Source organism: Micromonospora desertarenae (genome assembly GCF_056150265.1).
The window spans coordinates 260479-282650 of sequence record NZ_JAXCFQ010000005.1 but is presented as its reverse complement, the minus strand read 5'-3'; the positions used below and the strand labels follow the sequence as shown (position 1 = coordinate 282650).

General features: G+C 73.4%; 21 protein-coding genes. 10 read left to right on the top strand and 11 right to left on the bottom strand.

From position 1 onward, the window contains the following. Positions 1-228 precede the first annotated feature (228 nt). Together SM577_RS12910 and SM577_RS12905 are read left to right on the top strand one after the other, a co-directional pair. Positions 229-522 (top strand): 4a-hydroxytetrahydrobiopterin dehydratase, encoded by a 294-nt coding sequence (locus SM577_RS12910; RefSeq protein WP_474579574.1) that lies wholly within the window; start codon positions 229-231, stop codon positions 520-522. Continuing rightward, entirely contained in the window at positions 519-1670 is a 1152-nt protein-coding gene (locus SM577_RS12905) for an FHA domain-containing protein (RefSeq protein WP_302919272.1), read from the top strand. The genes SM577_RS12910 and SM577_RS12905 overlap by 4 nt, the downstream gene beginning before the upstream one ends. A 95-nt stretch (positions 1671-1765) precedes the next feature. Here the strand turns inward: SM577_RS12905 and rocD are convergent, their stop codons facing one another. From rocD to SM577_RS12890, 3 genes are all read right to left on the bottom strand, one after another. Then, the gene (gene rocD, locus SM577_RS12900; protein WP_302919674.1) at positions 1766-2980 is read right to left on the bottom strand and encodes an ornithine--oxo-acid transaminase; all 1215 of its coding nucleotides are present in this window, start codon (positions 2978-2980) and stop codon (positions 1766-1768) included. Then, positions 2980-3795 (bottom strand): dimethylargininase, encoded by an 816-nt coding sequence (gene ddaH / locus SM577_RS12895; RefSeq protein WP_474587068.1) that lies wholly within the window; start codon positions 3793-3795, stop codon positions 2980-2982. The genes rocD and ddaH overlap by 1 nt, the downstream gene beginning before the upstream one ends. Before the next feature lie 350 nt (positions 3796-4145). Then, positions 4146-4904, bottom strand: coding sequence for a thrombospondin (locus SM577_RS12890; protein ID WP_474586970.1), 759 nt, complete (start codon positions 4902-4904; stop codon positions 4146-4148). Between the two features lie 164 nt (positions 4905-5068). On the opposite strand from SM577_RS12890, the gene SM577_RS12885 reads away from it, so the two are divergent. Beyond that, the gene (locus tag SM577_RS12885; protein ID WP_474586969.1) at positions 5069-5878 is read left to right on the top strand and encodes an Fpg/Nei family DNA glycosylase; all 810 of its coding nucleotides are present in this window, start codon (positions 5069-5071) and stop codon (positions 5876-5878) included. Positions 5879-5892: 14 nt separating this feature from the next. Here the strand turns inward: SM577_RS12885 and SM577_RS12880 are convergent, their stop codons facing one another. The 4 genes from SM577_RS12880 to SM577_RS12865 all read right to left on the bottom strand — a co-directional run bounded on the left by SM577_RS12880 (position 5893) and on the right by SM577_RS12865 (position 10526). After that, a complete protein-coding gene (locus tag SM577_RS12880; protein ID WP_474586968.1) occupies positions 5893-6771 on the bottom strand; it encodes an aminoglycoside phosphotransferase family protein in 879 nt (292 codons plus the stop codon). Between the two features lie 159 nt (positions 6772-6930). Then, on the bottom strand, positions 6931-7884 hold the full coding sequence (locus tag SM577_RS12875) for an endonuclease domain-containing protein (RefSeq protein ID WP_474586967.1): 954 nt from the start codon (positions 7882-7884) through the stop codon (positions 6931-6933). Positions 7885-7985: 101 nt separating this feature from the next. Continuing rightward, a complete protein-coding gene (locus SM577_RS12870; protein WP_302919267.1) occupies positions 7986-9365 on the bottom strand; it encodes an FAD-dependent oxidoreductase in 1380 nt (459 codons plus the stop codon). A gap of 24 nt (positions 9366-9389) precedes the next feature. Then, a complete protein-coding gene (locus SM577_RS12865; protein WP_474586966.1) occupies positions 9390-10526 on the bottom strand; it encodes a carboxylate-amine ligase in 1137 nt (378 codons plus the stop codon). Positions 10527-10709: 183 nt separating this feature from the next. On the opposite strand from SM577_RS12865, the gene SM577_RS12860 reads away from it, so the two are divergent. The 5 genes from SM577_RS12860 to SM577_RS12840 all read left to right on the top strand — a co-directional run bounded on the left by SM577_RS12860 (position 10710) and on the right by SM577_RS12840 (position 17120). Further along, positions 10710-10997, top strand: coding sequence for a DUF6412 domain-containing protein (locus SM577_RS12860; protein ID WP_302919265.1), 288 nt, complete (start codon positions 10710-10712; stop codon positions 10995-10997). Positions 10998-11089: 92 nt separating this feature from the next. Then, positions 11090-11845, top strand: a complete 756-nt coding sequence (locus tag SM577_RS12855; RefSeq protein ID WP_474586965.1) for a YidC/Oxa1 family membrane protein insertase — start codon at positions 11090-11092, stop codon at positions 11843-11845. A 72-nt stretch (positions 11846-11917) separates the two neighbouring features. Next, positions 11918-13327, top strand: a complete 1410-nt coding sequence (locus SM577_RS12850; protein WP_474586964.1) for a carbohydrate-binding protein — start codon at positions 11918-11920, stop codon at positions 13325-13327. 263 nt (positions 13328-13590) lie between these two features. Continuing rightward, positions 13591-15510 (top strand): CBM96 family carbohydrate-binding protein, encoded by a 1920-nt coding sequence (locus SM577_RS12845; RefSeq protein WP_474586963.1) that lies wholly within the window; start codon positions 13591-13593, stop codon positions 15508-15510. 221 nt (positions 15511-15731) lie between these two features. Continuing rightward, positions 15732-17120, top strand: coding sequence for a chitinase (locus SM577_RS12840; RefSeq protein WP_474586962.1), 1389 nt, complete (start codon positions 15732-15734; stop codon positions 17118-17120). A 66-nt stretch (positions 17121-17186) separates the two neighbouring features. On the opposite strand, the gene SM577_RS12835 is transcribed toward SM577_RS12840, so the two are convergent. Together SM577_RS12835 and SM577_RS12830 are read right to left on the bottom strand one after the other, a co-directional pair. Further along, positions 17187-17852: a DedA family protein gene (locus SM577_RS12835; RefSeq protein ID WP_474579579.1), complete on the bottom strand. Its 666-nt coding sequence runs from the start codon at positions 17850-17852 to the stop codon at positions 17187-17189. 97 nt (positions 17853-17949) lie between these two features. Next, positions 17950-18549, bottom strand: coding sequence for a DUF1349 domain-containing protein (locus SM577_RS12830; protein ID WP_474586961.1), 600 nt, complete (start codon positions 18547-18549; stop codon positions 17950-17952). Between the two features lie 83 nt (positions 18550-18632). Here SM577_RS12830 and SM577_RS12825 point away from each other — a divergent pair, with 83 nt between their 5' ends. Both SM577_RS12825 and fabG read left to right on the top strand, forming a co-directional pair. Then, positions 18633-20285 carry an alpha-amylase family protein gene (locus tag SM577_RS12825; RefSeq protein WP_302919259.1) on the top strand — a complete coding sequence of 551 codons (1653 nt, stop codon included), beginning with the start codon at positions 18633-18635 and terminating at the stop codon, positions 20283-20285. Between the two features lie 93 nt (positions 20286-20378). Continuing rightward, entirely contained in the window at positions 20379-21137 is a 759-nt protein-coding gene (gene fabG, locus SM577_RS12820; protein ID WP_474586960.1) for a 3-oxoacyl-ACP reductase FabG, read from the top strand. Positions 21138-21202: 65 nt separating this feature from the next. On the opposite strand, the gene SM577_RS12815 is transcribed toward fabG, so the two are convergent. Both SM577_RS12815 and SM577_RS12810 read right to left on the bottom strand, forming a co-directional pair. Next, positions 21203-21622 carry a hypothetical protein gene (locus SM577_RS12815; RefSeq protein ID WP_302919257.1) on the bottom strand — a complete coding sequence of 140 codons (420 nt, stop codon included), beginning with the start codon at positions 21620-21622 and terminating at the stop codon, positions 21203-21205. After that, positions 21615-22007, bottom strand: coding sequence for a hypothetical protein (locus SM577_RS12810; protein WP_474586959.1), 393 nt, complete (start codon positions 22005-22007; stop codon positions 21615-21617). The genes SM577_RS12815 and SM577_RS12810 overlap by 8 nt, the downstream gene beginning before the upstream one ends. Between the last annotated feature and the right edge of the window lie 165 nt (positions 22008-22172).

Below are 22172 nucleotides of genomic sequence, written 5' to 3'. Positions count from 1 at the left end.
CCTCGTGTTGGTTGGGCCGGGGTGATGACGACTGTCGATCCCCTGGCCGGGCCGTTGGTCAGCCTAACCCGTGCCCTCCACAGCCCGGCGTCGATACCCGCCCCACCCCCGCGGGGCGCGTCGCCATCCCCGCCGCACCCGCCCGGGTGGCGGCCCGGTCGCGCGGAGCCGGCCACACCCCGCCCCGCTGGTCGGCGTCGTCCCGATCTGCCCCGGTAGGGTCACCCCATGGCAGACGTGCTCACCGCGGAGGCGGTGCGAGACGAGCTGGGTGCGCTGGTGGACTGGTCGGGAGACCCCGCCGGCATCACCCGCACCGTGGAGCTGGCCAGCTTCCCGGACGCCATCGCGGTGGTGGACCGGGTCGCGGCGACGGCCGAGGAACTCGACCACCACCCCGACATCGACATCCGCTGGCGGACCCTCACCTTCCGCTGCGTGACCCACTCCGCCGGCGGCGTGACGGTGCGTGACCTTGAGCTGGCCCGGCGGATCGACGAGATCGTACGGAGCGCCCGATGAGATTCGAGATCAGCAAGGTGCTGGACGCCATCGAGGGCCGGGTCTGCACCGACCCGTCGTTGGCCCGCGCGGTCGTCGACCTCGCCGAGGTGATCCGCTACCAGGACCTCGACGGCGGGCGGCCGGCCAGCCTGCTGCGCCTCGGCATGGTCATCGACGCGCTGGCCCGGCAACTGGAGGAGGACAGCGTGCCGGTCTACGCGATCGTGCACCGGGCGCTACTCTCCGACGCCGACCTCACCTCCAACGAGCGGATGGTGGTCCGCCGCTGGGCCGACGACGGGCTGGTCGAGGTGCTGGACAATCCGGGCGACCGGATGTTCGAGGTGGCCGACCTGCTCGGCCTGCCGGTGCTGACCCGGGCCCGGGCCGACGGCCTGCGCGGGCGGTACCCGTGGCTGGCCGAGCAGCCGGGCCGGGTGCTCGCCCCGGTGCCCGGTCCCGGCGGGCCGGCCTTCGTGGCCCACGTCGGCAAGGGGGACACCCCGGTGGCCGGCGAGCGGTCGCCGGTCGGCGTCAAGCTGCTCGCCCGCCAGTGGCGCTGCCCGGAGCCGGGCTGCGCGCTCTTCGGCGGCGGTGGGGGCGGTGGCGCCTTCGCCGACCTGGCCCGGGTGGACCGCAGCCCGGCCGGCCAGCCGCCACCCTCGCTGCGCGGCGGGGCGCCGACCTGCCCCCGGCACGGCGCCCGGCTCGGCGACGCCGGCCCGCGGCCGCGTACCGAGGTGCTCGCGGTCCGCATCGGCGGGCTGATCCGGCGTCGTTTCGTGCTCAGCGAGGAGCAGCCGGTGGTGGTGGGCCGCGCGCCCGAGCAGAGCGACGGGATCACCCTGGGTCAGTGGCTCAACGACGAGGCGCGGCGCTGGATCAGCCGCAGCCACGTGCGGTTCGAGCTACGGGTCGGCGAGGTGATCGTGACCGACGTGAGCACCAACGGCTCCGGCATCCGGCCGGGCGGCTCGATGGCCGAGTCGGAGCGGATCGCGCTCTCCCCCCAGCAGTCCCGGGTGCTCGACGCCGGCGACATGGTCGAGCTCTACCCGGGGGTCCAGGTGGGCCGGCCCGGCGAGCTGCCGGCCGGCGCCCCGTACACCCCGACCTCGGTGATGGCCGAGGCGCCGACCATGGCGATGCGCCTGCCGCGCGCCTGACCGCCGGGCCGCCGCGCCGGGCGGTCGCGGGGGCGCCGTGACGACGGCGGGCGCCGGGACCGTGGTCCCGACGCCCGCCGCTGTCGTACGTGAACTCAGCCGGCCAGGACGGCGGCGAGCTGGGCGATCGCGTGGTCGATCTCCTCCTCGGTGACCACCAGCGGCGGGGCGAGCCGGATGGTGGAACCGTGGGTGTCCTTGGCCAGGACGCCGCGCTCGGCCAGCCGCTCGCACGCCTGCCGGCCGGTCATCAGCGCCGGGTCGATGTCGAGCCCGGCCCACAGGCCCCGGCCCCGGACGGCGACCAGGCCCTTACCGATCAGCCCGCGCAGGCCGGCGTGCAGCCGCTCGCCCAGCTCCGCCGAGCGGAGCTGGAACTCGCCGGTGGCCAGCAGCCGGACCACCTCGGTGGCCACCGCGCAGGCCAGCGGGTTGCCGCCGAAGGTGGAGCCGTGCTGACCCGGCTTGAGCACGCCGAGCACGTCGGCGTCCGCGGCCACCGCGGAGACCGGCACGATCCCGCCGCCGAGCGCCTTGCCGAGCAGGTACATGTCCGGCGTGACGCCCTCGTGGTCGCAGGCGAAGGTACTGCCGGTCCGGCCCAGGCCGGACTGGATCTCGTCGGCGATGAAGAGCACGTTGCGCTCGGTGCAGACCCGGCGGACGCCGGTCAGGTAGCCCTCCGGCGGCACCACGACGCCCTGCTCGCCCTGGATCGGCTCGAGCAGCACCGCCACGGTGTTCTCGTCGATCGCCGCGGTCAGCGCCGCCAGGTCGCCGTACGGCACGACGGTGAAGCCCGGGGTGTACGGCCCGAAGTCGGCGCGGGCGTCCTCGTCGGTGGAGAAGCTGACGATGGTGGTGGTCCGGCCGTGGAAGTTGCCCTCGGCGACCACAATGTTGGCCTGCCCGGCCGGCACGCCCTTGACCTGGTAGCCCCACTTGCGGGCGACCTTGATGCCGGTCTCCACCGCCTCGGCCCCGGTGTTCATCGGCAGGACCAGGTCCTTGCCGCAGAGCTCGGCCAGTTCCCGGCAGAAGTCGGCGAACTGGTCGTGGATGAACGCCCGGCTGGTGAGGGTGAGCCGGTCGAGCTGGGCGTGCGCCGCCTCGATCAGCTTGGGGTGCCGGTGGCCGAAGTTCAGCGCCGAGTAGCCGGCCAGGAAGTCGAGGTAGCGGCGGCCGTCCACGTCGGTCAGCCAGGCGCCCTCGGCCGAGGAGATCACCACCGGCAGCGGGTGGTAGTTGTGCGCGGTCCAGCGTTCCGCGTCCCGGACCGCTCCCGGCGTCCGCAGCATGTCGTCGACGATCACTTGCTTGCCTTTCCCTGACGGAGTCGCAACGTGCAGCACTTCGGTCCACCGCCGGCCTTGCGCAGCTCGGACAGGTCGACACCGATGGTCTCGTAGCCCCGGTCGCGCAGCTTCGCGGCCAGGTCGGTGGCCTGGGCGGGCAGCACCACGTGCCGCCCGTCGCTGACCGCGTTGAGCCCCAGCACCTCGGCGTCGGCCATGGTGGCGTGCACCGCGTCCGGGAAGAGCCGGCGCAACACGGCCTGGCTGCCGGGCGAGAACGCCTCCGGCAGGTACGCCACGGTCCGCTCGTCGAGCACGGTCAGCGCGGTGTCCAGGTGGTAGAAGCGCGGGTCGACCAGCTGCATGGTGATCACCGGGTAGCCGAAGACCTCCTGCAACTGGGCGTGCGAGGCGTGCGCGGTGCGGAACCCGGTGCCGGCCAGCAGCAGGTCACCGGCGAGCAGGATGTCGCCCTCGCCCTCGTTGACGTGCTTCGGGTCGTACATCTCGAAGCCGGCGGCCTCGAACCAGGCGCGGTAGGCGGGGGCCTCGTCGGCGCGCTGCGGGTCGCGGAACTGCACGGCCATCGCCTTGCCGTCGATCACCGTGCCGCCGTTGGCGGCGAAGACCATGTCGGGCAGGCCGGGCAGCGGAGCGATCTCCTCGACGGTGTGGCCCAGGTCGCGGTAGACCTGCCGGAGCGCCTCCCACTGCCGGATCGCCCGGTCGGCGTCGACCGGCGCGGTGGGGTCCATCCACGGATTGATCGCGTAGTCCACGGCGAAGTACGTCGGCCGGCACATCAGGAAGCGCTGGCTGGTGGCGTCCATCGTCATTGTCCTGCTCCCAGGGGTCGGGCGCGCCCGGCCACCTTCGGCCCACGGGCTGGCGCCGTTGCTCAACGTTATGCGGCGCCGCCCGGAAGGATCCACCGTCGAGGCTTGCACAGCCCGGTTGTTCGTTGCGTCTGACCCCTGTTCGACGGCAGATCGTTGCGTTCACGCCTGCCGGAGCGGGACGGCGCCCCCACGGGACGGGTCCTGGAAACGCTTCGGGGGCGGCGAGACCGCCGCCCCCGAAAGAGGGTGCCCGGCTGGTGAACCACCAGGCTGGTCGGGCTGCCACCGGTGAACCACCGGTGAGTCGGCCGGCGCACCGCCGGCGAGCCGGACAGTGCCCGCTAGAAGCGATCCACAAACTGTGAGTCAAGCCACTCCCGGAACCGCTGCACCCAGTCCCCGTCGGTGGTCGGCCAGTCGAACTGGCCGGTCATCGCCAGCACGCCGAGGACCACCGCGCCGAGCCCGAAGGCGACGCCGAACAGCGCGTCGGTCTTGCCGGCGATGTGCCGGCGGCGGGTGGCGACCAGACCCAGCACGGCGAGCACCGCGCCGACCGCGCCGAGCCCGATGCCGTACCCGGCGAGGGTGCCGGTGAGCACGAAGAGCGCCCCGGCCACGCCGACGATCAGGCCGAGCGTGGCGAGCAGGCTGGCCCGCGGCTTCGGGCCGGCGACCACCGGACGCTCCGCCCGGTCGGGCACCCCGTCGCCGTCCCGGTCGACCCCGGCGGGCCGCACCGCCGTGCCGTCCCGGTCCCGGTCCCGGTCGACGGTGCGCTCCAGGTTCGGGTCGGCCGGCCGCCGGGTGTCCTCGTCGGTCGGTCGCCCGGTGGCGGCCCGGGCGACGGCGGCCCGCTCCGTGGCCCGGCGCTCGGCGTCCGCGTCCCGGTCGTCGACCGTGCCGGTGGCCGCACCGCCGCGGTAGGTCGTCGCCCCGTCCCGGTCGCTCACCGCCGACCGGTTCGATCCGTCGGCGCCGTCGAGCCGGCCCGCGGAGTTCGACGGCCGGTCGCCGGCAGCGGCGGTATCCCGGTCGTCCAGGTTCTCGTCCCGCTGCGGCGCCTCCGACCGGCGCGACAGCGAAGGAATCTTGACCACAACACACCTCCTGGTGAATGCGTGGTCGCCGAGGTGACGGACGGCATCCACGCGGTATCCCTCCGGGATACCCAGCTGGCCGTTTTCCGACACCGAGCGCTGGTCAGCCGGTTCGGGCCCGCCCCCACCGGTTCGCTCGCCGGCCGGGGCTAGGGTTGGTGGTCGTGCCAGAGGGACACACCATCCACCGCCTGGCGGCCCGCCACGCCGACCTGTTCGCCGGCGACAAGGTGCACGCCACCAGCCCGCAGGGCCGGTTCGCCGAGGGCGCCGCCCGGCTCACCGGCACCGTGCTGGAGGCCACCGAGGCGTACGGCAAGCACCTGCTGCACCACCACGCCGGCGGGCTGACCCTGCACGTGCACCTCGGGCTGTACGGGAAGTTCGCCGACGGCTCGGGGGAGCCGCCGGAGCCGGTCGGCCAGGTGCGGCTGCGGCTGACCAGCGACCGGCACTGGCTCGACCTGCGCGGCCCCACCGCCTGCGAGCTGCTCACCCCGCCCGAGGTGGCGGCGCTGCGCGACCGGCTCGGCCCGGATCCGCTGCGCGCCGACGCCGACCCGGAGCGGGCGTACGCCCGGATCTCGCGCAGCCCGACGCCGCTGGCGGCGCTGCTGCTCGACCAGTCGGTGGTGGCCGGCACCGGGCTGATCTTCGTCACCGAGGCGCTGTTCCGGGCCGGACTGTCGCCGACCATGGCCGGCCGGGAGCTGACCCGGGCCGGCTGGGAGCGGCTCTGGGCGGACCTGGTGGCGCTGATGCGCCGCGCCGTGCTGAGCGGCCGGATCGACACCGTCCGGGACGCCCACCTGCCCGAGGTGATGGGGCGGCCGGCCCGGGTGGACCGGCACGGCGGCGAGGTGTACGTCTACCGCCGCCCCGGCGCGCCCTGCCACGTCTGCGGCACGACGGTGAGCCGCGGCGCGCTGGCCGGTCGCAACCTCTACTGGTGCGCCACCTGCCAACCCGCCTGACCCGCCCCGGCTGGTCAGTCGCCGTCGAGCAGCCAGCGGACCACCTCGACCTGGCGGGGGAAGACCTGGTCCTCGCCGATGCTCCAGGCGAGCGTCTGCCCGATGGTCCAGCCGCGTACCCGGTCCCGGTCCAGACCCAGCTCCGCGCTGAGCCGGTCGAGGCGGTGGCGGACGGCGGCGGGGGAGTGGCCCAGCTCGCCGCCCCGGACCATCGGCGCGACCCCGAACTCCCGCTCGCCGGCCAGCGGCTTCGGGTCGATGACCAGCCACGGTTCCCGGGTCGCCCGGAGCACGTTGCCGGCATGCAGGTCCTGGTTGACCAGCACCTGCTCGCCCTGGCTCGGGACCAGCTCGGCCAGCAGCCCGAGCGCCGCGTCGAGCAGTCGCCGCTCGTACGGGCGGCCGGTGCGCGCCCACTTCACGGGCAGCCGTTCCGCCCAGCCGGCCGCCTCCTCGGCCAGCGGGGTGAACGGCGCCCCGGCGGGGCGCCAGAGCCGGGGCAGCATCCCGACCACCACGTCGAGCGCCTGCTCGGGCGGCACGGCGTGCAGCGGCGTGCCGGGTACGCAGCGCTCCACCAGCAGCGCCCGCCGGGCCGGGTCGTGCCCGAGCAGCCGGACCGCCCCGTCGCCCGCCCACCGGTCGAGCGCGGTCGCCTCGTGCACGCTGTCCGGGTCCGGGTACTGCAGCTTGAGCACCGCCGGTGTGCCGTCGGGCAGCTCGGCCGGCAGGGCCAGCGAGGCGAACGCGTACGGGAAGGGCGGGCCGACCCGCAGCGACCACCGCTTTACGCAGGCGGCCAGCAGCTCGGGCAGGGTCGACAGCCACCGCCGTCCGGCCGGGGTGCCGCGCACCCAGTCCAACCCGTCCGGTATCCGCAGCGCCCCGTCCACCGGGTCATCCTGGCCGGGACCGCCCGGACCGGACAACTGGTTCCGGCCGCCGTACCTCGGCGGCCGGCTGTGGTAGCGGGAGCGGCGTGACGAGAAGGACTGGGTGCATCTGTTGTCGCTGGAGCGACCACAGATGCACCCAAACGTGCGGACCGGCGGTCAGGGGATCCAGCCGGCTGCCGACAGGGCGGCGCGGAGTTGTGCCGCCACCTCGTCCGGGCGGTGCCGGACGTCGAAGGCGGTGAACCGGAGGATCCGGTCGCCCTCGATCCTCACCTTGTTCTGCCGCCGCAGGTCCGCCGCCCAGTGCCGGACGTCCATGTGGTGTGCCCCGTCGACCTCGACGTGCAGCCGCCACCGCCGCCAGTACGCGTCGAGGTAGCGCACCCGTCCGTCGGCGTCGCGGCGGCGCACCTGCGTCTCCGGAGGCGGCAGCCGGTGCCGCCGGCAGAGCCGGACGAAATCGATCTCGGAGAGCGCCTCGGCCCCGCCGGCGACGTCCCGTACGGTCGCGGCGATGAGTCGCCGACGGCGGATCCGGGGCAACCGCTCCAGCACCGCGCCGATCTCGGCCGGCGTGACGCGGCGCTGCTGACATCCGGCGGCCAGGATCTGCTGCGCCAGCTCGTCCGAGCGGGCCCACTGTGCCGCGTCCACCAGCGACCGGGCCAGGCCGGTACGGTCGGGTCGGCCCCATTGACGGTCCTCGTCGGACAGGTGCCGGACCCGCCGGACCCGTACCGCCGGCAGGCCCGGCGGCAGCCGGCGGGGCAGCTCCGACGCCCGTCGCTGGTGGGGGACCAGCACGTCGACCACGTCGTGACGCCAGGTGCCGCGCAGGCCGGCGGCGGTCGCGGCGGCCAGGCCGGCGAGCACGGCGCCCGGACCCGCCGCGAGCACCGCAACCCACCACTGCTGGTCCCGGCTGAATCCGGCATCGGTGGGTACGGCGCACAGCACGCCCCGGCAGATCCGCTGCCAGCGCCCGGTGGCCACCAGATGACGCACCCTCGCCGGGCTCAGCTCGGCGGTGGCCTGTGCCCAGGTGAGCATCCCCGACTGCTCGAACAGCAGCCACCGCAACGCCGACGCGTCGTCCCCCGGTATTCGCACCGGCTCATTGCACCGGCGTGTGGGTGCACCTGTTGTCGCGCCAACGACAACAGGTGCACCCAAAGCCGACAGCGCCGGTGCAGGCCGGCGACGGCCCCGGTTCAGCGGCCGGAGCCGACCAGGGCGTCCACGGCCTTGCGGGCCGCGATCAGCACCGGGTCCCAGACCGGCGCGAACGGGGGCGCGTAGCCCAGGTCCAGCGCCGTCATGTCGTCCACCGTCATCTTGTTCCAGAGCGCCACGGCGAGGGTGTCGATCCGCTTGGCCGCCTCGGACCAGCCGACGATCTGCGCGCCGAGCAACCGGCCGCTGGGCTTCTCGGCGATCAGCTTGACCGTCATCGGCCGGGCGCCCGGGTAGTAGCCCGCGCGGTTGGTCGACTGGGCGATCACCGAGACGAACTCGAAGCCGGCGGCGACGGCGTCCCGCTCGCGCAGGCCGGTGCGGCCCACCTCCAGGTCGCAGACCTTGGTCACCGCGGTGCCGATCACCCCGGCGAAGGTGGCGTAGCCGCCACCGATGTTGATCCCGGCGACCCGGCCCTGCTTGTTGGCGTAGGTGCCCAGCGGCACGTGCACCGGCATCCCGCTGACCCGGTGCAGCGTCTCCACGCAGTCGCCGGCCGCCCAGACGCCCGGCACCCCGGGCACCCGCATCCGGCGGTCCACCCGCACCCCGCCGCTGGGGCCCAGCGGCAGGCCGGCGGCCCGGGCCAGCGCCACGTTGGGGCGTACGCCGAGACCGAGGACCACGACGTCGGCGGGGATCGGCCCCTCCTCGGTGACCACCGCGGACACCCGGCCGTCCCGCTGCTCCAGCCCGCTCACCGACAGCCCGGTACGGATCTGCATGCCCAGCGCGCGCATCGCGTCGACGACGAGTTCGGCCATGTCGGGGTCGACGGTGGACATCGGCTGCTCGTCCCGCTCGACCAGGGTGACCGAGAGCCCGCGCTGGATCAGCGCCTCGGCCATCTCCACCCCGATGTAGCCGCCGCCGACCACCACCGCGCGGCGCGGCGCCGGGTCGGCGTCCAGCCACTCCAGCAGCGCCGCCCCGTCGTCGAGGGTCTGCATGCCGAACACCCCGCCGACGTCACCGCGGGCCCAGTCCGGCCGTACCGGCTCCGCGCCGGTGGCGTACATCAGGATGTCGAACCCGGTGCGGTGCTCACCGCCGCGCTCCAGGTCGCGGGCGACCACCTCGCGGCGGTCCAGGTCGATGGCGGTCACCTCGTGCCGGAGCCGCACGTCGATGTCGTACGACTCGCGGAACGTCTCCGGCGAGCGGGCGATCAACTGGTCCCGTTCCGGCACCACGCCGCTGACCCAGTACGGGATGCCGCACGCCGAGTACGAGGTGAAGTGGCCCCGCTCGAAGGCCACGATCTCCAGGTCGTCGCGTTTGCGGCGGCGCCGGGCCTGGGACGCCGCCGCCATGCCGGCGGCGTCCGCCCCGATCACCACGAGCCGTTGCGCCACGCGCCTCATCCTGTCACGAACCGTTCAGCCACGGGTTTGCCGCGCGACGTCCGCCACCACGTCGGCCAGTTGGCCGGTGCGGGCGAAGACGGCCCGTTGCCGGGCGGCGCCGCTGCCGTGCCGGCGCAGCGTGCCCAGCAGGTCGGTCACCTCGGCCAGGTCGCCGTGCCGCTCCAGGGCCGGTCGGACCCGCGCCACGAGGTCGTCCAGCAACTGCCAGGCCGGGCGCAGCTCGCCGTCGGTCAGGTCCACCCCGTCGCCCTCCAGCCCGTCGTGGGCGGCCCGCCAGTGCGCGCCGACCAGCAGGTGGTGATCGGCGCGGATGGCCGGGCGGCCGGCCGCGATGTCCTCCATCGCGGTCGCCACCAGGGCCCGGACCAGCGCCGCGACCAGCACCGCGTCGTCCACCGACGGGCAGACGTCACCGATCCGGATCTCCACCGTGGGGTACTTCGCGGAGAGCCGGGCGTACCAGTAGAGCATCCCCTCGTCGAGCATCACCCCGCTGGCGATCAGTTGGCGGATCAGCCGCTGGTAGTGCTCGTGGGACTCCAGGTAGGGGGTGGGCGCGACCGACGGCCAGCGCTCCCACTCCACCGAACGCCAGCTCGCGTACCCGGTGTCCTCGCCGCGGGCGAACGGGGAGTTGGCGGTCACCGCCTGCAGCGTGGGCAGCCAGGGCCGGACATGGTTGAGCACCTGCACGCCGGTCTCCGCGTCGGGCACCCCCACGTGCACGTGCATGCCGTTGTTGCCGGGGCCCGGGACCAGCAGCCGGAACCGTTCGATCATCCGGTCGAACCGGGGCTTGTCGACCACCGGCGGCACCGGCCCGTCGACCGGCCCGGTGCCGATCGCGAGCAGGCGTACGCCGGCCCGCTCCGCCGCGTCGGCGAGCGCGGCGCGCAGCAGGCTCAGCGAGTGCCGGATCGAGCTCAGCTCCAGCCCGGGCGGGCTGCCGATCTCGATCTGGCTGGTCTGGAACTCCCGCTCCACCTGCCCGCGCAGCTCCGCCGGCACCTGGTCGAGGACCAGGTCGACGGCGGGCACCGCGGTCCCGGTGTGCGGGTCGACGAGCAGGAACTCCTCCTCGACGCCCACCGTCAGCAGGTCGGTTCCCTCCGCCGCCGCGCCCGGGGCCGTCGCCACCTGGCCGCTCATCGTGACCACCATCCGTTTCCGCACCGTCGACGGCCGTCCGGCCGCCGTGCCGGCAGTGGTTACCCACCGTGGTCACGGCCGGAAACGCCGCCCCGGGCGCGTCGGCGGCGTGTCGCGGCCACCCGCGGGAGAGCGCGCCGCGATGGCCGGCGGCGGGGTGACAACGGGTCCTAGGCTGAGCCCGTGCCGGGAGCGTTCGGATTGGTGCTGGGGACGTGGGCGTACGCCCTCGCCGAGCTGACCCTGCTCGCGGACCGCCCGGCCGAGCTGCTCGCCGGCGCCGCGCTGGTGCTGCTGACCGCGCTGCTCGCCGTGCACGCCGTTGCCGGCGCCGGCGCACCGGCGGCCTTCGGGCGGGCGACAGCGCTGCGCGCCCGGGCCCGGCGTCGCCGGGTGCCCCGCCAGGTCGACCCCGACGCGCCCGGCCGGCCCCGGCCGCGGGCGCCCGGGGTGTGCCCCTCGGCCGCGTAGCCGCCCGCCGCGCGGCCGATTCCGCAGTCATCCGCGCCCGACCCGGACCAGTCCGGCGGGTGCCCACCCGGAATCGACCGAGGGGTCCCACCATGCTCGCCTTCGCACCGCTGCACGATGCCGTCGGCGCCGCCGGCGCTGCCCTGTCCTGGCTCGCCGGCCTGCTCGAACCGCTGGCCGGCGGCGCGGCCACCGCGGCCGCCATCGTCCTGCTCACCGTCGCCGTCCGGCTGCTGATCTCACCGCTCACCGTCGCGCAGGTCCGCGGCGAGCGGCGCCGCGCGGCGCTCACTCCCCAGGTCCGCGACCTTCAGCGACGGTACGCCGACGATCCGGCCCGGTTGCAGTCCGAACTGTTCGGGCTCTACCGCTCGGCCGGCGCCAGCCCGGTCACCGGCTGCCTGCCGGCGTTGCTCCAGGCGCCGTTCCTGCTGGTGATGTACCGGCTCTTCACCACCACCGAGGGCGGCACCGGGCTGCTCGACGAGCGGCTCGCCGGGGTGCGGCTGGGGCACCACCTGACCGACGGGCTGGCCGGCGCGGCCGGGCCGCTGTTCGCCGTCCTGCTGGCGCTGCTGGTGGTGCTGGCCTGGTGGATGTCGCGCCGGATCCGGCGCACGGCCGCCGAGACCGGGACGGTGGCCGGCGCCCCGGCGGCGGGGCCGGGCGCGGCGACCCTGGCCCGGCTGCTGCCGCTGCTGCCGTACGCGACGGTGCTGGTGGCGCTGGTGCTGCCGCTGGCCGCAGTGATCTACCTGGTCACCACCACCGCCTGGTCGGCGCTGGAGCAGGCGGTGCTGCGGCGGCGCCGGCCGGCGCCGGCCGGGGCCGACATCGATCGACGTTGACAACTTCGTCCGATGCCCGTACAACTCCTGAGAGAGCGCTCTCTCGCCCCGTCCCCGCAGAGAGGCACGCCCATGCGACCTGCCCCGGCGGCTCCTGCCGCCCTGCCCGCACGACGCCGGCTCCCGCTGGCGTTGGCCCTGCTCACCGCCACCACCACCGTCCTGGCCGGGGTCACCGTGACCGCGAACGCCGCGGTGCCGCCACCGCCCTCGGGCTGGAGTCTGGTGTGGAGCGACGACTTCACCGGCGCGGCCGGCACGCTGCCGTCCGCCAGCAACTGGATCATCGACACCGGCACCAGCTACCCCGGCGGGCCGCCCAACTGGGGCACCGGTGAGATCCAGACGTACACCAACAGCACCGCCAACGTCAGCCACGACGGCGGCGGCAACCTGCGGATCACCCCGTTGCGGGACGGCTCCGGCCGGTGGACCTCCGCGCGGATCGAGACCGTCCGCAGCAACTTCAAGCCGCCCTCCGGCGGCGTGCTCGCCATCGAGGGCCGGATCCAGATGCCCAACGTGACCGGGGCGCAGGCGGCCGGCTACTGGCCGGCGTTCTGGGCGCTCGGCTCGCCCTACCGCGGCAACTACCAGAACTGGCCCGGGATCGGCGAGTTCGACGTGATGGAGAACGTCAACGGCATCAACTCGGTGTGGGGGGTGCTGCACTGCGGCGTCGCCCCGGGCGGGCCGTGCGACGAGTTCAACGGCATCGGCGCGTCCCGGGCCTGCCCCGGCAGCACCTGCCAGTCCGCGTTCCACACCTACCGGTTCGAGTGGGACGCCTCGGTCAGCCCGCAGCAGCTGCGCTGGTACGTCGACGGGCAGCTCTACCACACGGTGAGCCAGTCCCGGGTCGGCGAGCCGTACTGGTCGCAGATGACCAGCCACGCCGGCTACTTCCTGCTGCTCAACGTGGCAATGGGGGGCGCGTTCCCGAACGGGGTGGCGGGTTCCGCCACGCCGACGGCGGCCACCGTCCCGGGCCGGCCGATGCTGGTCGACTACGTCGCCGTCTACAGCCGCGGTGGTGGCGGCACCCCGCCGCCGACCACCCCGCCGCCGGGCGGGACGCGGGACGCGTACGCGACCATTCAGGCGGAGTCGTTCAACGCCCAGAACGGCGTCATCGTCGAGGCCTGCGCCGAGGGCGGGCAGAACATCGGCGCGCTGCGCACCGGCGACTGGGTGCGCTTCGACGACGTCGAGTTCGGCGCCACCCCGCCCCGCGACTTCCTGGCCCGGGTCGCCTCCGGCGCGGGCGCCGGGGTGAGCGGCCTGGTGGAGGTCCGGGTGGACAGCCCGACCAGCCCGCCGATCGGCAGCTTCGCGATCGCCAACACCGGCGGCTGGCAGAGCTGGCGCTCGGTCCCCGGCAACGTCGCCGGGGTCACCGGCCGGCACACCGTCTACCTGACGTTCAGCAGCGGCCAGCCGAACGACTTCGTCAACGTCAACTGGTTCACCTTCCGCCGCTGAGCCGCACCGGGCCGGGCCCATGGCATGGGGCCCGGCCCGGTGTTCTTGGCGCGGCTCGACGGCCAGGCTCGTGCCGGGTGCCCGGTCCCGTGGTCTCCGCGGCATCGGGCTCCGTTGGCGCCAACACGTGCAAGCCATTGATGACCCGGTTGGGTGTAGCGCGGATGGCTGAACGGCCGTTGTCGGTCGTCGTACGTGAACGGTTTGATGCCCATGATCGTCCGGCCGGAAGGCGCGGACGGGCACGGGGAGGATAAACCACTGTGATCAGAACCAGGCCACGTCGTGGCCTCATCGGCGCGCTCGCACTGACGCTCGGCGTCACCGGGCTCGCCGTCGTGTCGACCAGCGGCCGTGTCGCCGCGGCCCCCCACTACGACGGAACTCCGTCGGTGCAGATCGGGTGGACCGACTCGGCGACCCCGAAGACTGCGTACGGCTGGAACGACGAGACCCACATGCCGCTGGGCACATGGGTGGATGACGAGGGCGTGAGCCACACCTCGCGGGTCTACGCCACCTTCGACCTATCGGCGTACGAGGGACGGAAGATCTACGGCGGCACGGTCTTCATCGAGGAGTACAGCGCCGCCGACTGCGGAAAGCGGGCGATCGAGATCTGGCGGACCGACCCGGTGAGCACGACGCCCACCTGGAACCGGTCGCCGGCACCGCGTACGAAGCTGGACGAGACACTCACTCCTGAGTGGTGCCCGAAGGCGAGCATTTCGTTCGACGTGAGTGCGGCGGTGCAGGACGCGGTGGCGCACAAACAACGCCGGATCACCTTCGAGATCCGAGTGCCGGAGCAGCATGAGGCCGACCCCGCCTACGGGCGTCGGCTCAACTGGTACCGCAGCGTCGGCCTGACGACCCGGTACAACACCGTGCCGAGGGTCGACAACGATCACCTGTACAACGGTGGGTTCCCGTGCACCCAACTCCGCCCGTACCCTCGCCTCGGCGGGTTCGGGAACGTGCTCCAGGCCCTTGGCACCGATGCCGACGCCGACGACGAGCGGCGCCTCACCACCGAGTTCGCGATCTGGCCGAAGGGCATGCCAGAGAGCCGTCAGGTCTTCACCAAGGAACACGGCATGTCGGGCCGCGTCAACACGGTCAACCTGCCAGAGGGCACGCTGGTCGACGGCGAGTCGTACGCCTGGCAGGCCCGGGTCGGCGACGGCGCGGATTTCTCGTCCTGGTCGAAGAAGTGCTTCTTCACCTTCGATGACACCAGTCCCACGGAGCCCACCGTCACGTCGGCCAACTATCCGCCGGCGAACACCGGCCAGTGGGCGCCGCCCGGCGTGTCGGGCATCTTCACCTTCTCCGGCAATGGGAACAAGGACGTGGCCGGCTTCCAGTACTCGTGGAACGGCCTCGGCGTCAACGTCTGTGGAGCCAGCGGCGAGGTCGGCCAGTGGGTCTGCCGTGACCCGTTCAGCTTGCCGAACACGGTCAGGGCGGACGCCCCAGGCGGGTCCGCGACCGTGCAGCTCAATCCCGCGGGCGCCGGACCGCAGCGGTTGACCGTGCGCTCGATCGACCTTGCCGGCAACGTCTCGGCGCCGATCGTCTTCGAGACGCTGCTCCCGTGGTCTGCGCCCGAGGTGCGGGTCGAGAACGGCGAGCCGCAGTGGGGCCAGGAGGTGGTGCTCAGGTTCCTCCCGGCGAACGGCGTCACGGACGTCCGTGAGTACGAGGTCACCCTGGACAACGGCCAGCCGGAGACAAGGCAGGCGGAGGAGGACGGCACTGTGCTCTTCAGCTTCAGCGCCACCAACACGAATGGGCACTGGGTGAAGGTGCGCAGCCGCAGCGGCAACGGCTTCGTGTCTCCCGCGGCGGAGTGGTCGACTTACTTCTCCCCGGAGCCGGGAGTGGAGTCGGACGTCTACGTTCCGACGCCCGACGGCTCGCCGGTCGGTGGCGTGGGTGTCGAGGGAACCTTCACCCTCTCCCCGCCGCCGGGCTGGACGGACACCGCCGCCTACCGGTACAGCTTCGTCGATGGCGAGGAACTGATCGAGATCGACGCGGGTGCCGACGGTCGCGCGACGATCACCTGGACGCCGACCGTCAGCGGGTGGGTGACGTTGACCGTGTACGCGGTCAAAGCCGACGGCACCTGGAGCGAATACGGAAACTGGTACTCGTTCGAGGTGGCAGCCACCTCCTGACCGCACGCTCGCACCGTCACGGGGAGGGCCGGCACCCGGGCCCTCCCCGTGACGCCTGTCGTGGTAGTGCGAGCGACCGTGCGGACCGATCATCGTCGCTGTCTCTCCGACACCACGGCCTGGATCCGGGCGGCGCCCACTCTGGACAAGAACAGTTAACAGTCTTAATAATAAGCGCCAACGTTGATGGCTGTTGATGTCGCCCGGGTGTGGAGGATGCCGTGAAACGTTCCAGAGCTCTGGTCTTGTCGCTGGTCACCGCGCTGACCGTGGCGGTGGGGGCGGTGTGGGTCGCGTTGCCGGCGTTCGCCGCCGGGGCCACCGCGAGCTTCGTGAAGACGTCCGACTGGGGGTCGGGCTGGGAGGGGAAGTACACCATCACCAACGGCGGCGGCTCCACCGTCAACGGCTGGAGCGTCAGCTTCGACCTGCCGGCCGGCACCACCCTCGGCAGCTACTGGGACGCCCTGCTGACCTCCTCCGGCCAGCGCCACACGTTCACCAACCGGTCCTGGAACGGCAGCATCGCGCCCGGCGCCTCGGTCTCCTTCGGCTTCCTGGGCAGCGGCCCCGGCGCCCCGACCAACTGCCTGCTCAACGGCGCGCCCTGCGGCGGCGGCACCCCGACCACCCCGCCGCCGACCACCACCCCGCCGCCGACCACCCCGCCGCCGACGACCCCGCCCCCGACCACGCCGCCGCCGACCACCGGCCTGCCGAAGCACATCCTCACCGGCTACTGGCACAACTTCGACAACCCGGCGGTCGAGCTGCGGCTGCGCGACGTGCCCGCCGAGTACGACGTGGTCGCGGTCGCCTTCGCCGAGGCCACCGCCACGCCCGGCGCGGTCACCTTCGCGGTCGACCCGGGGCTGTCGGCGGCGCTCGGCGGCTACACCGACGCCGACTTCTCCGCCGACGTGCGCACGCTGCAGAGCCGGGGCAAGAAGGTGATCATTTCGGTCGGCGGCGAGACCGGCCGCGTCGCGGTCAACGACGCCGCCTCCGCGGTCGCCTTCAGCAACTCGGTGTACGCGCTGATCCAGCGCTACGGCTTCGACGGGGTCGACATCGACCTGGAGAACGGCCTCAATCCGACCTACATGGCCCAGGCGCTGCGCTCGCTGCGGTCACGGGTCGGCGCCAACCTGATCATCGCGATGGCCCCGCAGACCATCGACATGCAGTCGCCCGGCGCCAGCTACTTCAAGCTGGCGCTGGACATCAAGGACATCCTCACCGTGGTCAACACCCAGTTCTACAACTCCGGGGCGATGCTCGGCTGCGACAACAACGCCGCGTACGCCCAGGGCACGGTGAACTTCATCGTCGCGCTGGCCTGCATCCAGTTGGAGGCCGGGCTGCGCCCGGACCAGGTGGGCCTGGGCCTGCCGGCCGGCCCGGGCGCGGCCGGCGGGGGAGTGGTCGCGCCGAGCGTGGTCAACGCCGCGCTGGACTGCCTGACCCGGGGCACCAACTGCGGCAGCTTCCGCCCGCCGCGCACCTACCCCGGCCTGCGTGGCGCGATGACCTGGTCGGTCAACTGGGACGTGACCAACAACAACGCCTTCGCCCGTACCGTCGCCCCACACCTCGACACGCTGCCCTGACCCGGAGCACGCGGGAGCGCTGCCCCGCGGCCGGTCTCCGGTCGCGGGGCAGCGCGCCCGATGGGTTCAGCGGGTGGCGTCGGCGGGGTGCCGGCGGGAGCGGCGACGCCGGGTCTTCTTCACCACCCACCAGGCGATCATGACCACGAAGACGGCGATGATGCCGTAGTCGAACCAGTTGCTGTACTTCTCGACCTGCTGCCAGCGGGAGCCCAGCGCGAAGCCGAGCCCGACGAAGAGCGAGTTCCAGATGCCGCTGCCCAGCGTGGTGAGCACGACGAACTCGGTCAGCGGCATCCGGTTGGCCCCGGCGGGGATGGAGACCAGGCTGCGGACCACCGGCACCATCCGGCCGAAGAACACCGCCCACCGGCCGTGCCGCTCGAACCAGCGGTCCGCCTTCTCCAGGTCGTCCAGGTCGACCAGGGGCAGCCGGTCCAGCCAGCGCTTGAGCCGGTCCTCGCCGACCCCCGCGCCCAGCCAGTACAGGACGAGCGCGCCGAGCAGCGAGCCGGCGGTGGCGGCGAGCACCACCAGCACGACGTTGAACCGGCCTTCGCCGGCCAGGTAGCCGGCCATCGCCAGGACGATCTCGCTCGGGATCGGCGGGATGATGCTCTCCAGGGCGACCAGCAGGGCCACCCCGAGGGCACCGGCCGCGTCGATCACCCCCGCCACCCAGCCGGTGAGCCCGCCGAGTCGGGTCGGGTCGACGTTCTCGGCGAGTGCCATGAGGATCCTTTCCGCCGGCCGGGAAGGGGGATCCGGTATCTCTACCCGATGCCCCGGCGGTCACACCTCACCGTGACCGCGCCCACCACCGCCGGTTTCACTCCGGGTGCAGCGCGGCGTCCGCCGGGCCCCGGCGCCAGCCGGTGAACCGGACCCGCAGCCCGGCCCGGGTCGGCGCGCAGCAGTACGGCCCGGCCGTCGCCGCCGCCTCCGGCGCCAGCGGGGCGAGCCGGACCAGCCGCCACGGCTGCCCGCCCGTCCGGGCCCGGACGGTCAGCGCGTCGTCGACCCGGCTGGCCCGGACGGTGATCTCCCGCCCGACCCACTCCGGCACCGGGGCGACCGACCAGTCCGAGAACTCCCGGGTCACCACCGCGCCGACCTGCGGCTGGCCGTCGCTGACCTCCACCCCGGCCTTGACCCAGGTCCGCTCGTCCACCCGGACCAGCACGCCCGCCTGGTCGAACTGTTCGGTGTAGTCGAGCCGGAAGCTCACCTCCACCGCGCTGCCGGCGGGGAACGGGGCGAGCAGCGCCGGGGCGTCGTCGTGCACGAAGCCGTAGCTGGTGTGCCGCCACAGGTCGCTGCCCTCGGCCGGCTCGACGACCAGGTCGCCGCCCGGCTCCTCGGTGGACCGGACGGGCGGGTTCAGCCAGTCCCCGGTGGACCAGTCGACCGGGACGGGGGTGGAGTCCATGACCGGCACCGTACCGCCGGGCGGGGCGCGGTGCGGGGCCGCCGGGGTTTGCCGGGTGGACGGATCGGAGAAGGTAGTCGGGCATGGCTGACCGGTGGTACTCCGAGGCGGTCGTCTACTGCCTCGACATCGACACGTACGCGGACTCCGACGGCGACGGCGTCGGCGACATCCGGGGGCTGCTCGGCCGGCTGGACTACCTGGCCCGGCTGGGCGTGACCTGCCTGTGGCTGCACCCGATCCACCCGTCGCCCAACCGCGACGACGGCTACGACGCCACCGACTTCTACAACGTGGATCCCCGGTTCGGCACCCTCGGCGACTTCGCCGAGCTGCTGCACCAGGCGCAGAACCGGGGCATCCGCGTGATCATCGACCTGGTGGTGAACCACACCTCGGACCAGCACCCGTGGTTCCAGTCCGCCCGATCCTCGCCGGACTCGCCGTACCGGGACTGGTTCGTCTGGTCCGAGCACGAGCCGGACGACCGCCACCAGGGCATGGTCTTCCCCGGCGAGCAGAACGAGACCTGGACCTACGACAAGACCGCCAAGGCCTGGTACTACCACCGGTTCTACAAGTTCCAGCCGGACCTCAACTTCGCCAACCCGCGGGTGCGCGAGGAGGTCAAGAAGATCATGTCGTTCTGGCTCCAGCTCGGCGTCTCCGGGTTCCGGATGGACGCGGTGCCGTTCATCATCGAGCTGACCGAGCCGGGCAACCCGAACTCGCCGAAGGACTTCGAGTTCCTCACCGAGCTGCGCCAGCACGTGCAGTGGCGGCGCGGCGACGCCGTCCTGCTGGCCGAGGCGAACGTCGAACCCGACCAGCTGCCGACCTTCTTCGGCGACGCCGGCGGCTCGGCGAACCGGCTGCACATGCTCTTCGACTTCATGCTCAACGGCCGGCTGATGCTGGCCCTGGCCCGGCAGGACCCGGAACCGATCATCGAGGCGCTGCGGGACACCCCGGCCCTGCCGGAGGGCGGGCAGTGGGCCACCTTCCTGCGCAACCACGACGAGATCGACCTCTCCCGGCTCACCGCCGAGCAGCGCAACCAGGTGTACGCCGAGTTCGGACCGGACGAGAACATGCGCATCTACGACCGGGGCATCCGCCGCCGGCTCGCCCCGATGCTCGGCAACGACCGCCGCCGGATCGAGTTGGCGTACTCGCTCCAGTTCTCGCTGCGCGGCACGCCGGTGCTGCGCTACGGCGAGGAGATCGGCATGGGGGAGGACCTCTCGCTGCCCGGCCGGGAGGCGATTCGCACCCCGATGCAGTGGTCGTACCAGCCGAACGCCGGGTTCTCCACCGCCGACCCGGAGAAGCTGGTCCGCCCGGTGATCGACAAGGGCGACTACCGCTACGACCAGGTCAACGTGACCGCCCAGCGCAGCGACCCGAAGTCGCTGCTGGCCTGGTTCGAGCGCATGATCCGTACGCTCCGGGAGGCCCCGGAGGTCGGCTCCGGCTCGACCACCCACATCGACGTGCCGATGCCGCCCGGGGTGCTGGCGCACCGGGCCGACGGCCCGACCGGGACGATGGTCTTCCTGCACAACCTCGGCACCGCCGACGCCGAGGTGGACCTCGGCATGCTGGCCGCGGAGGCGGACCTGCCGATCGACGTGCTCGCCGACCGCAACTACCAGCCGGTGGGCAAGCTCGACCGGCTCAAGCTGGCCGGCTACGGCTACCGCTGGATCCGGCTGTGCCGCGGCCGGGGTCTCTGACGGCGGGCCGGGCCCGGCCGAACGGGTCGGGGCCGGCCCGCGTACGCCTGGGTTAAGCTCCTTCGATCGAGCCCAAGTTACCGGGAGGTAATCATGTCGGAGGAGCCCCGCGTCGCCATCGTCACCGGAGCCGCGCGCGGTATCGGCGCGGCCACCGCGCGCCGGCTGGCCGCCGACGGGATGGCGGTCGCCGTGGTCGACATCGAGGAGTCGGCGACGAAGGAGACCGTGGACGCCATCGCCGCCGCCGGTGGCCGCGCGCTCGGCGTGGGCGCCGACGTGGCCGACCGGGCGCAGGTCGAGGCGGCCGTCGAGCGGGTCGCCGCCGAGCTGGGCGCGCCGACCGTGCTGGTCAACAACGCCGGCGTGCTCCGCGACAACCTGCTGTTCAAGATGACCGACGGCGACTGGGACACGGTCATGGGCGTGCACCTGCGCGGCGCGTTCCTGTTCAGCCAGGCCGCCCAGAAGCACATGGTCGACCGCAGGTGGGGCCGGATCGTCAACCTCTCCAGCACCTCGGCGCTGGGCAACCGGGGGCAGGCGAACTACTCCGCGGCCAAGGCCGGCCTGCAGGGCTTCACCAAGACCCTCGCCATCGAGCTGGGCCCGTTCGGGGTGACCGTCAACGCGGTCGCGCCCGGCTTCATCGTCACCGACATGACCGCGGCCACCGCGGCCCGGATGAAGGTGGACTTCGAGGCGCTCCAGCAGCACGCCGCCGCCGAGATCCCGGTGCGCCGCACCGGCCGGCCGGAGGACGTCGCGCACACCATCTCGTTCCTGGCCAGCGAGGGCGCGTCCTTCGTCTCCGGCCAGGTCATCTACGTCGCCGGCGGTCCCAAGGACTGACCCCCCGGATGCCACGAATGGCCACGCTCCCCGGCGGAGCGTGGCCATTGGGCCTTCCTTGATGGTCAGGCGGGGTCGTGGCGGGTGCGCCAGAGCCAGAGCAGGCCGAGCACCGGGAGCACCAGCGGGATGTAGCCGTAGCCGCTGCCGAACTGCGACCAGACCGTCTCGTCGGGAAAGAGCTCCGGGTCGACCAGGCTGAGCACGCCGACACCGACCACCCCGACCAGCTCCACCGAGCAGCAGGCCAGCGCCAGCCGCCGGCCGGCGGCGCCGGCCCGGGCCAGCCCGACCGCCGCCACGATGTAGACCAGCGCGGCCAGCGCGGAGAGCAGGTACGCCACCGGCGCCTCGCCGAACTTCGTGGCGATCTGCAACCCGGCGCGGCTGGTCGCGGCGATCGCGAAGAGCAGGTAGACGGCGATCAGCAACCGGCCGGGGCCGGTGTTGGTGCGGTTGCGGGTCGCGGTGCGCGCCTCACCCACCGAGCACCTCCCAGGTCTGCTGGAGCCGGACCACCACGACCGGCGTGACCAGACAGACCGCGCAGACGATCGCCGACCCCCAGCGGGTCGGCTCCATCCGGGCCAGCACCCAGGCCAGCGGCGGCAGGCAGACCAGCGTCACCAGGTAGCCGGCGAACGCGCCGGGCTCGCCGGGCCGGTCCCCGCCGCCGAGCGCGACCAGCGCCACCACCGTCAGCGCGAGCAGCGCCACCTCCAGCACGGCCAGCCCGATCAGCTGTACGCGGTCCGGCGCGCGGTGCCGCAGCGTCGCGACCAGGGCCCAGGCCGCGACGAGCAGCGACAGCACGATGGCGGCGGTGGCGAGGATCCCGTCCACCGGCGAGCCGGCCGCGGCGGCGGTCATCGGCGGGTGCTCGATTCGGTCACCGGGACAGCCTACTAACCCGTGTAGTACTGACTGCCGCCCCGGTCGCCCGTCGTGGGTGTCGAGGGGGCGGGCGGTGGGCGCGGCGACTAGCGTGGACCAGGGCCGCGGGGCTCGCCGCGGCCGGCGACGACACCGGGGGTT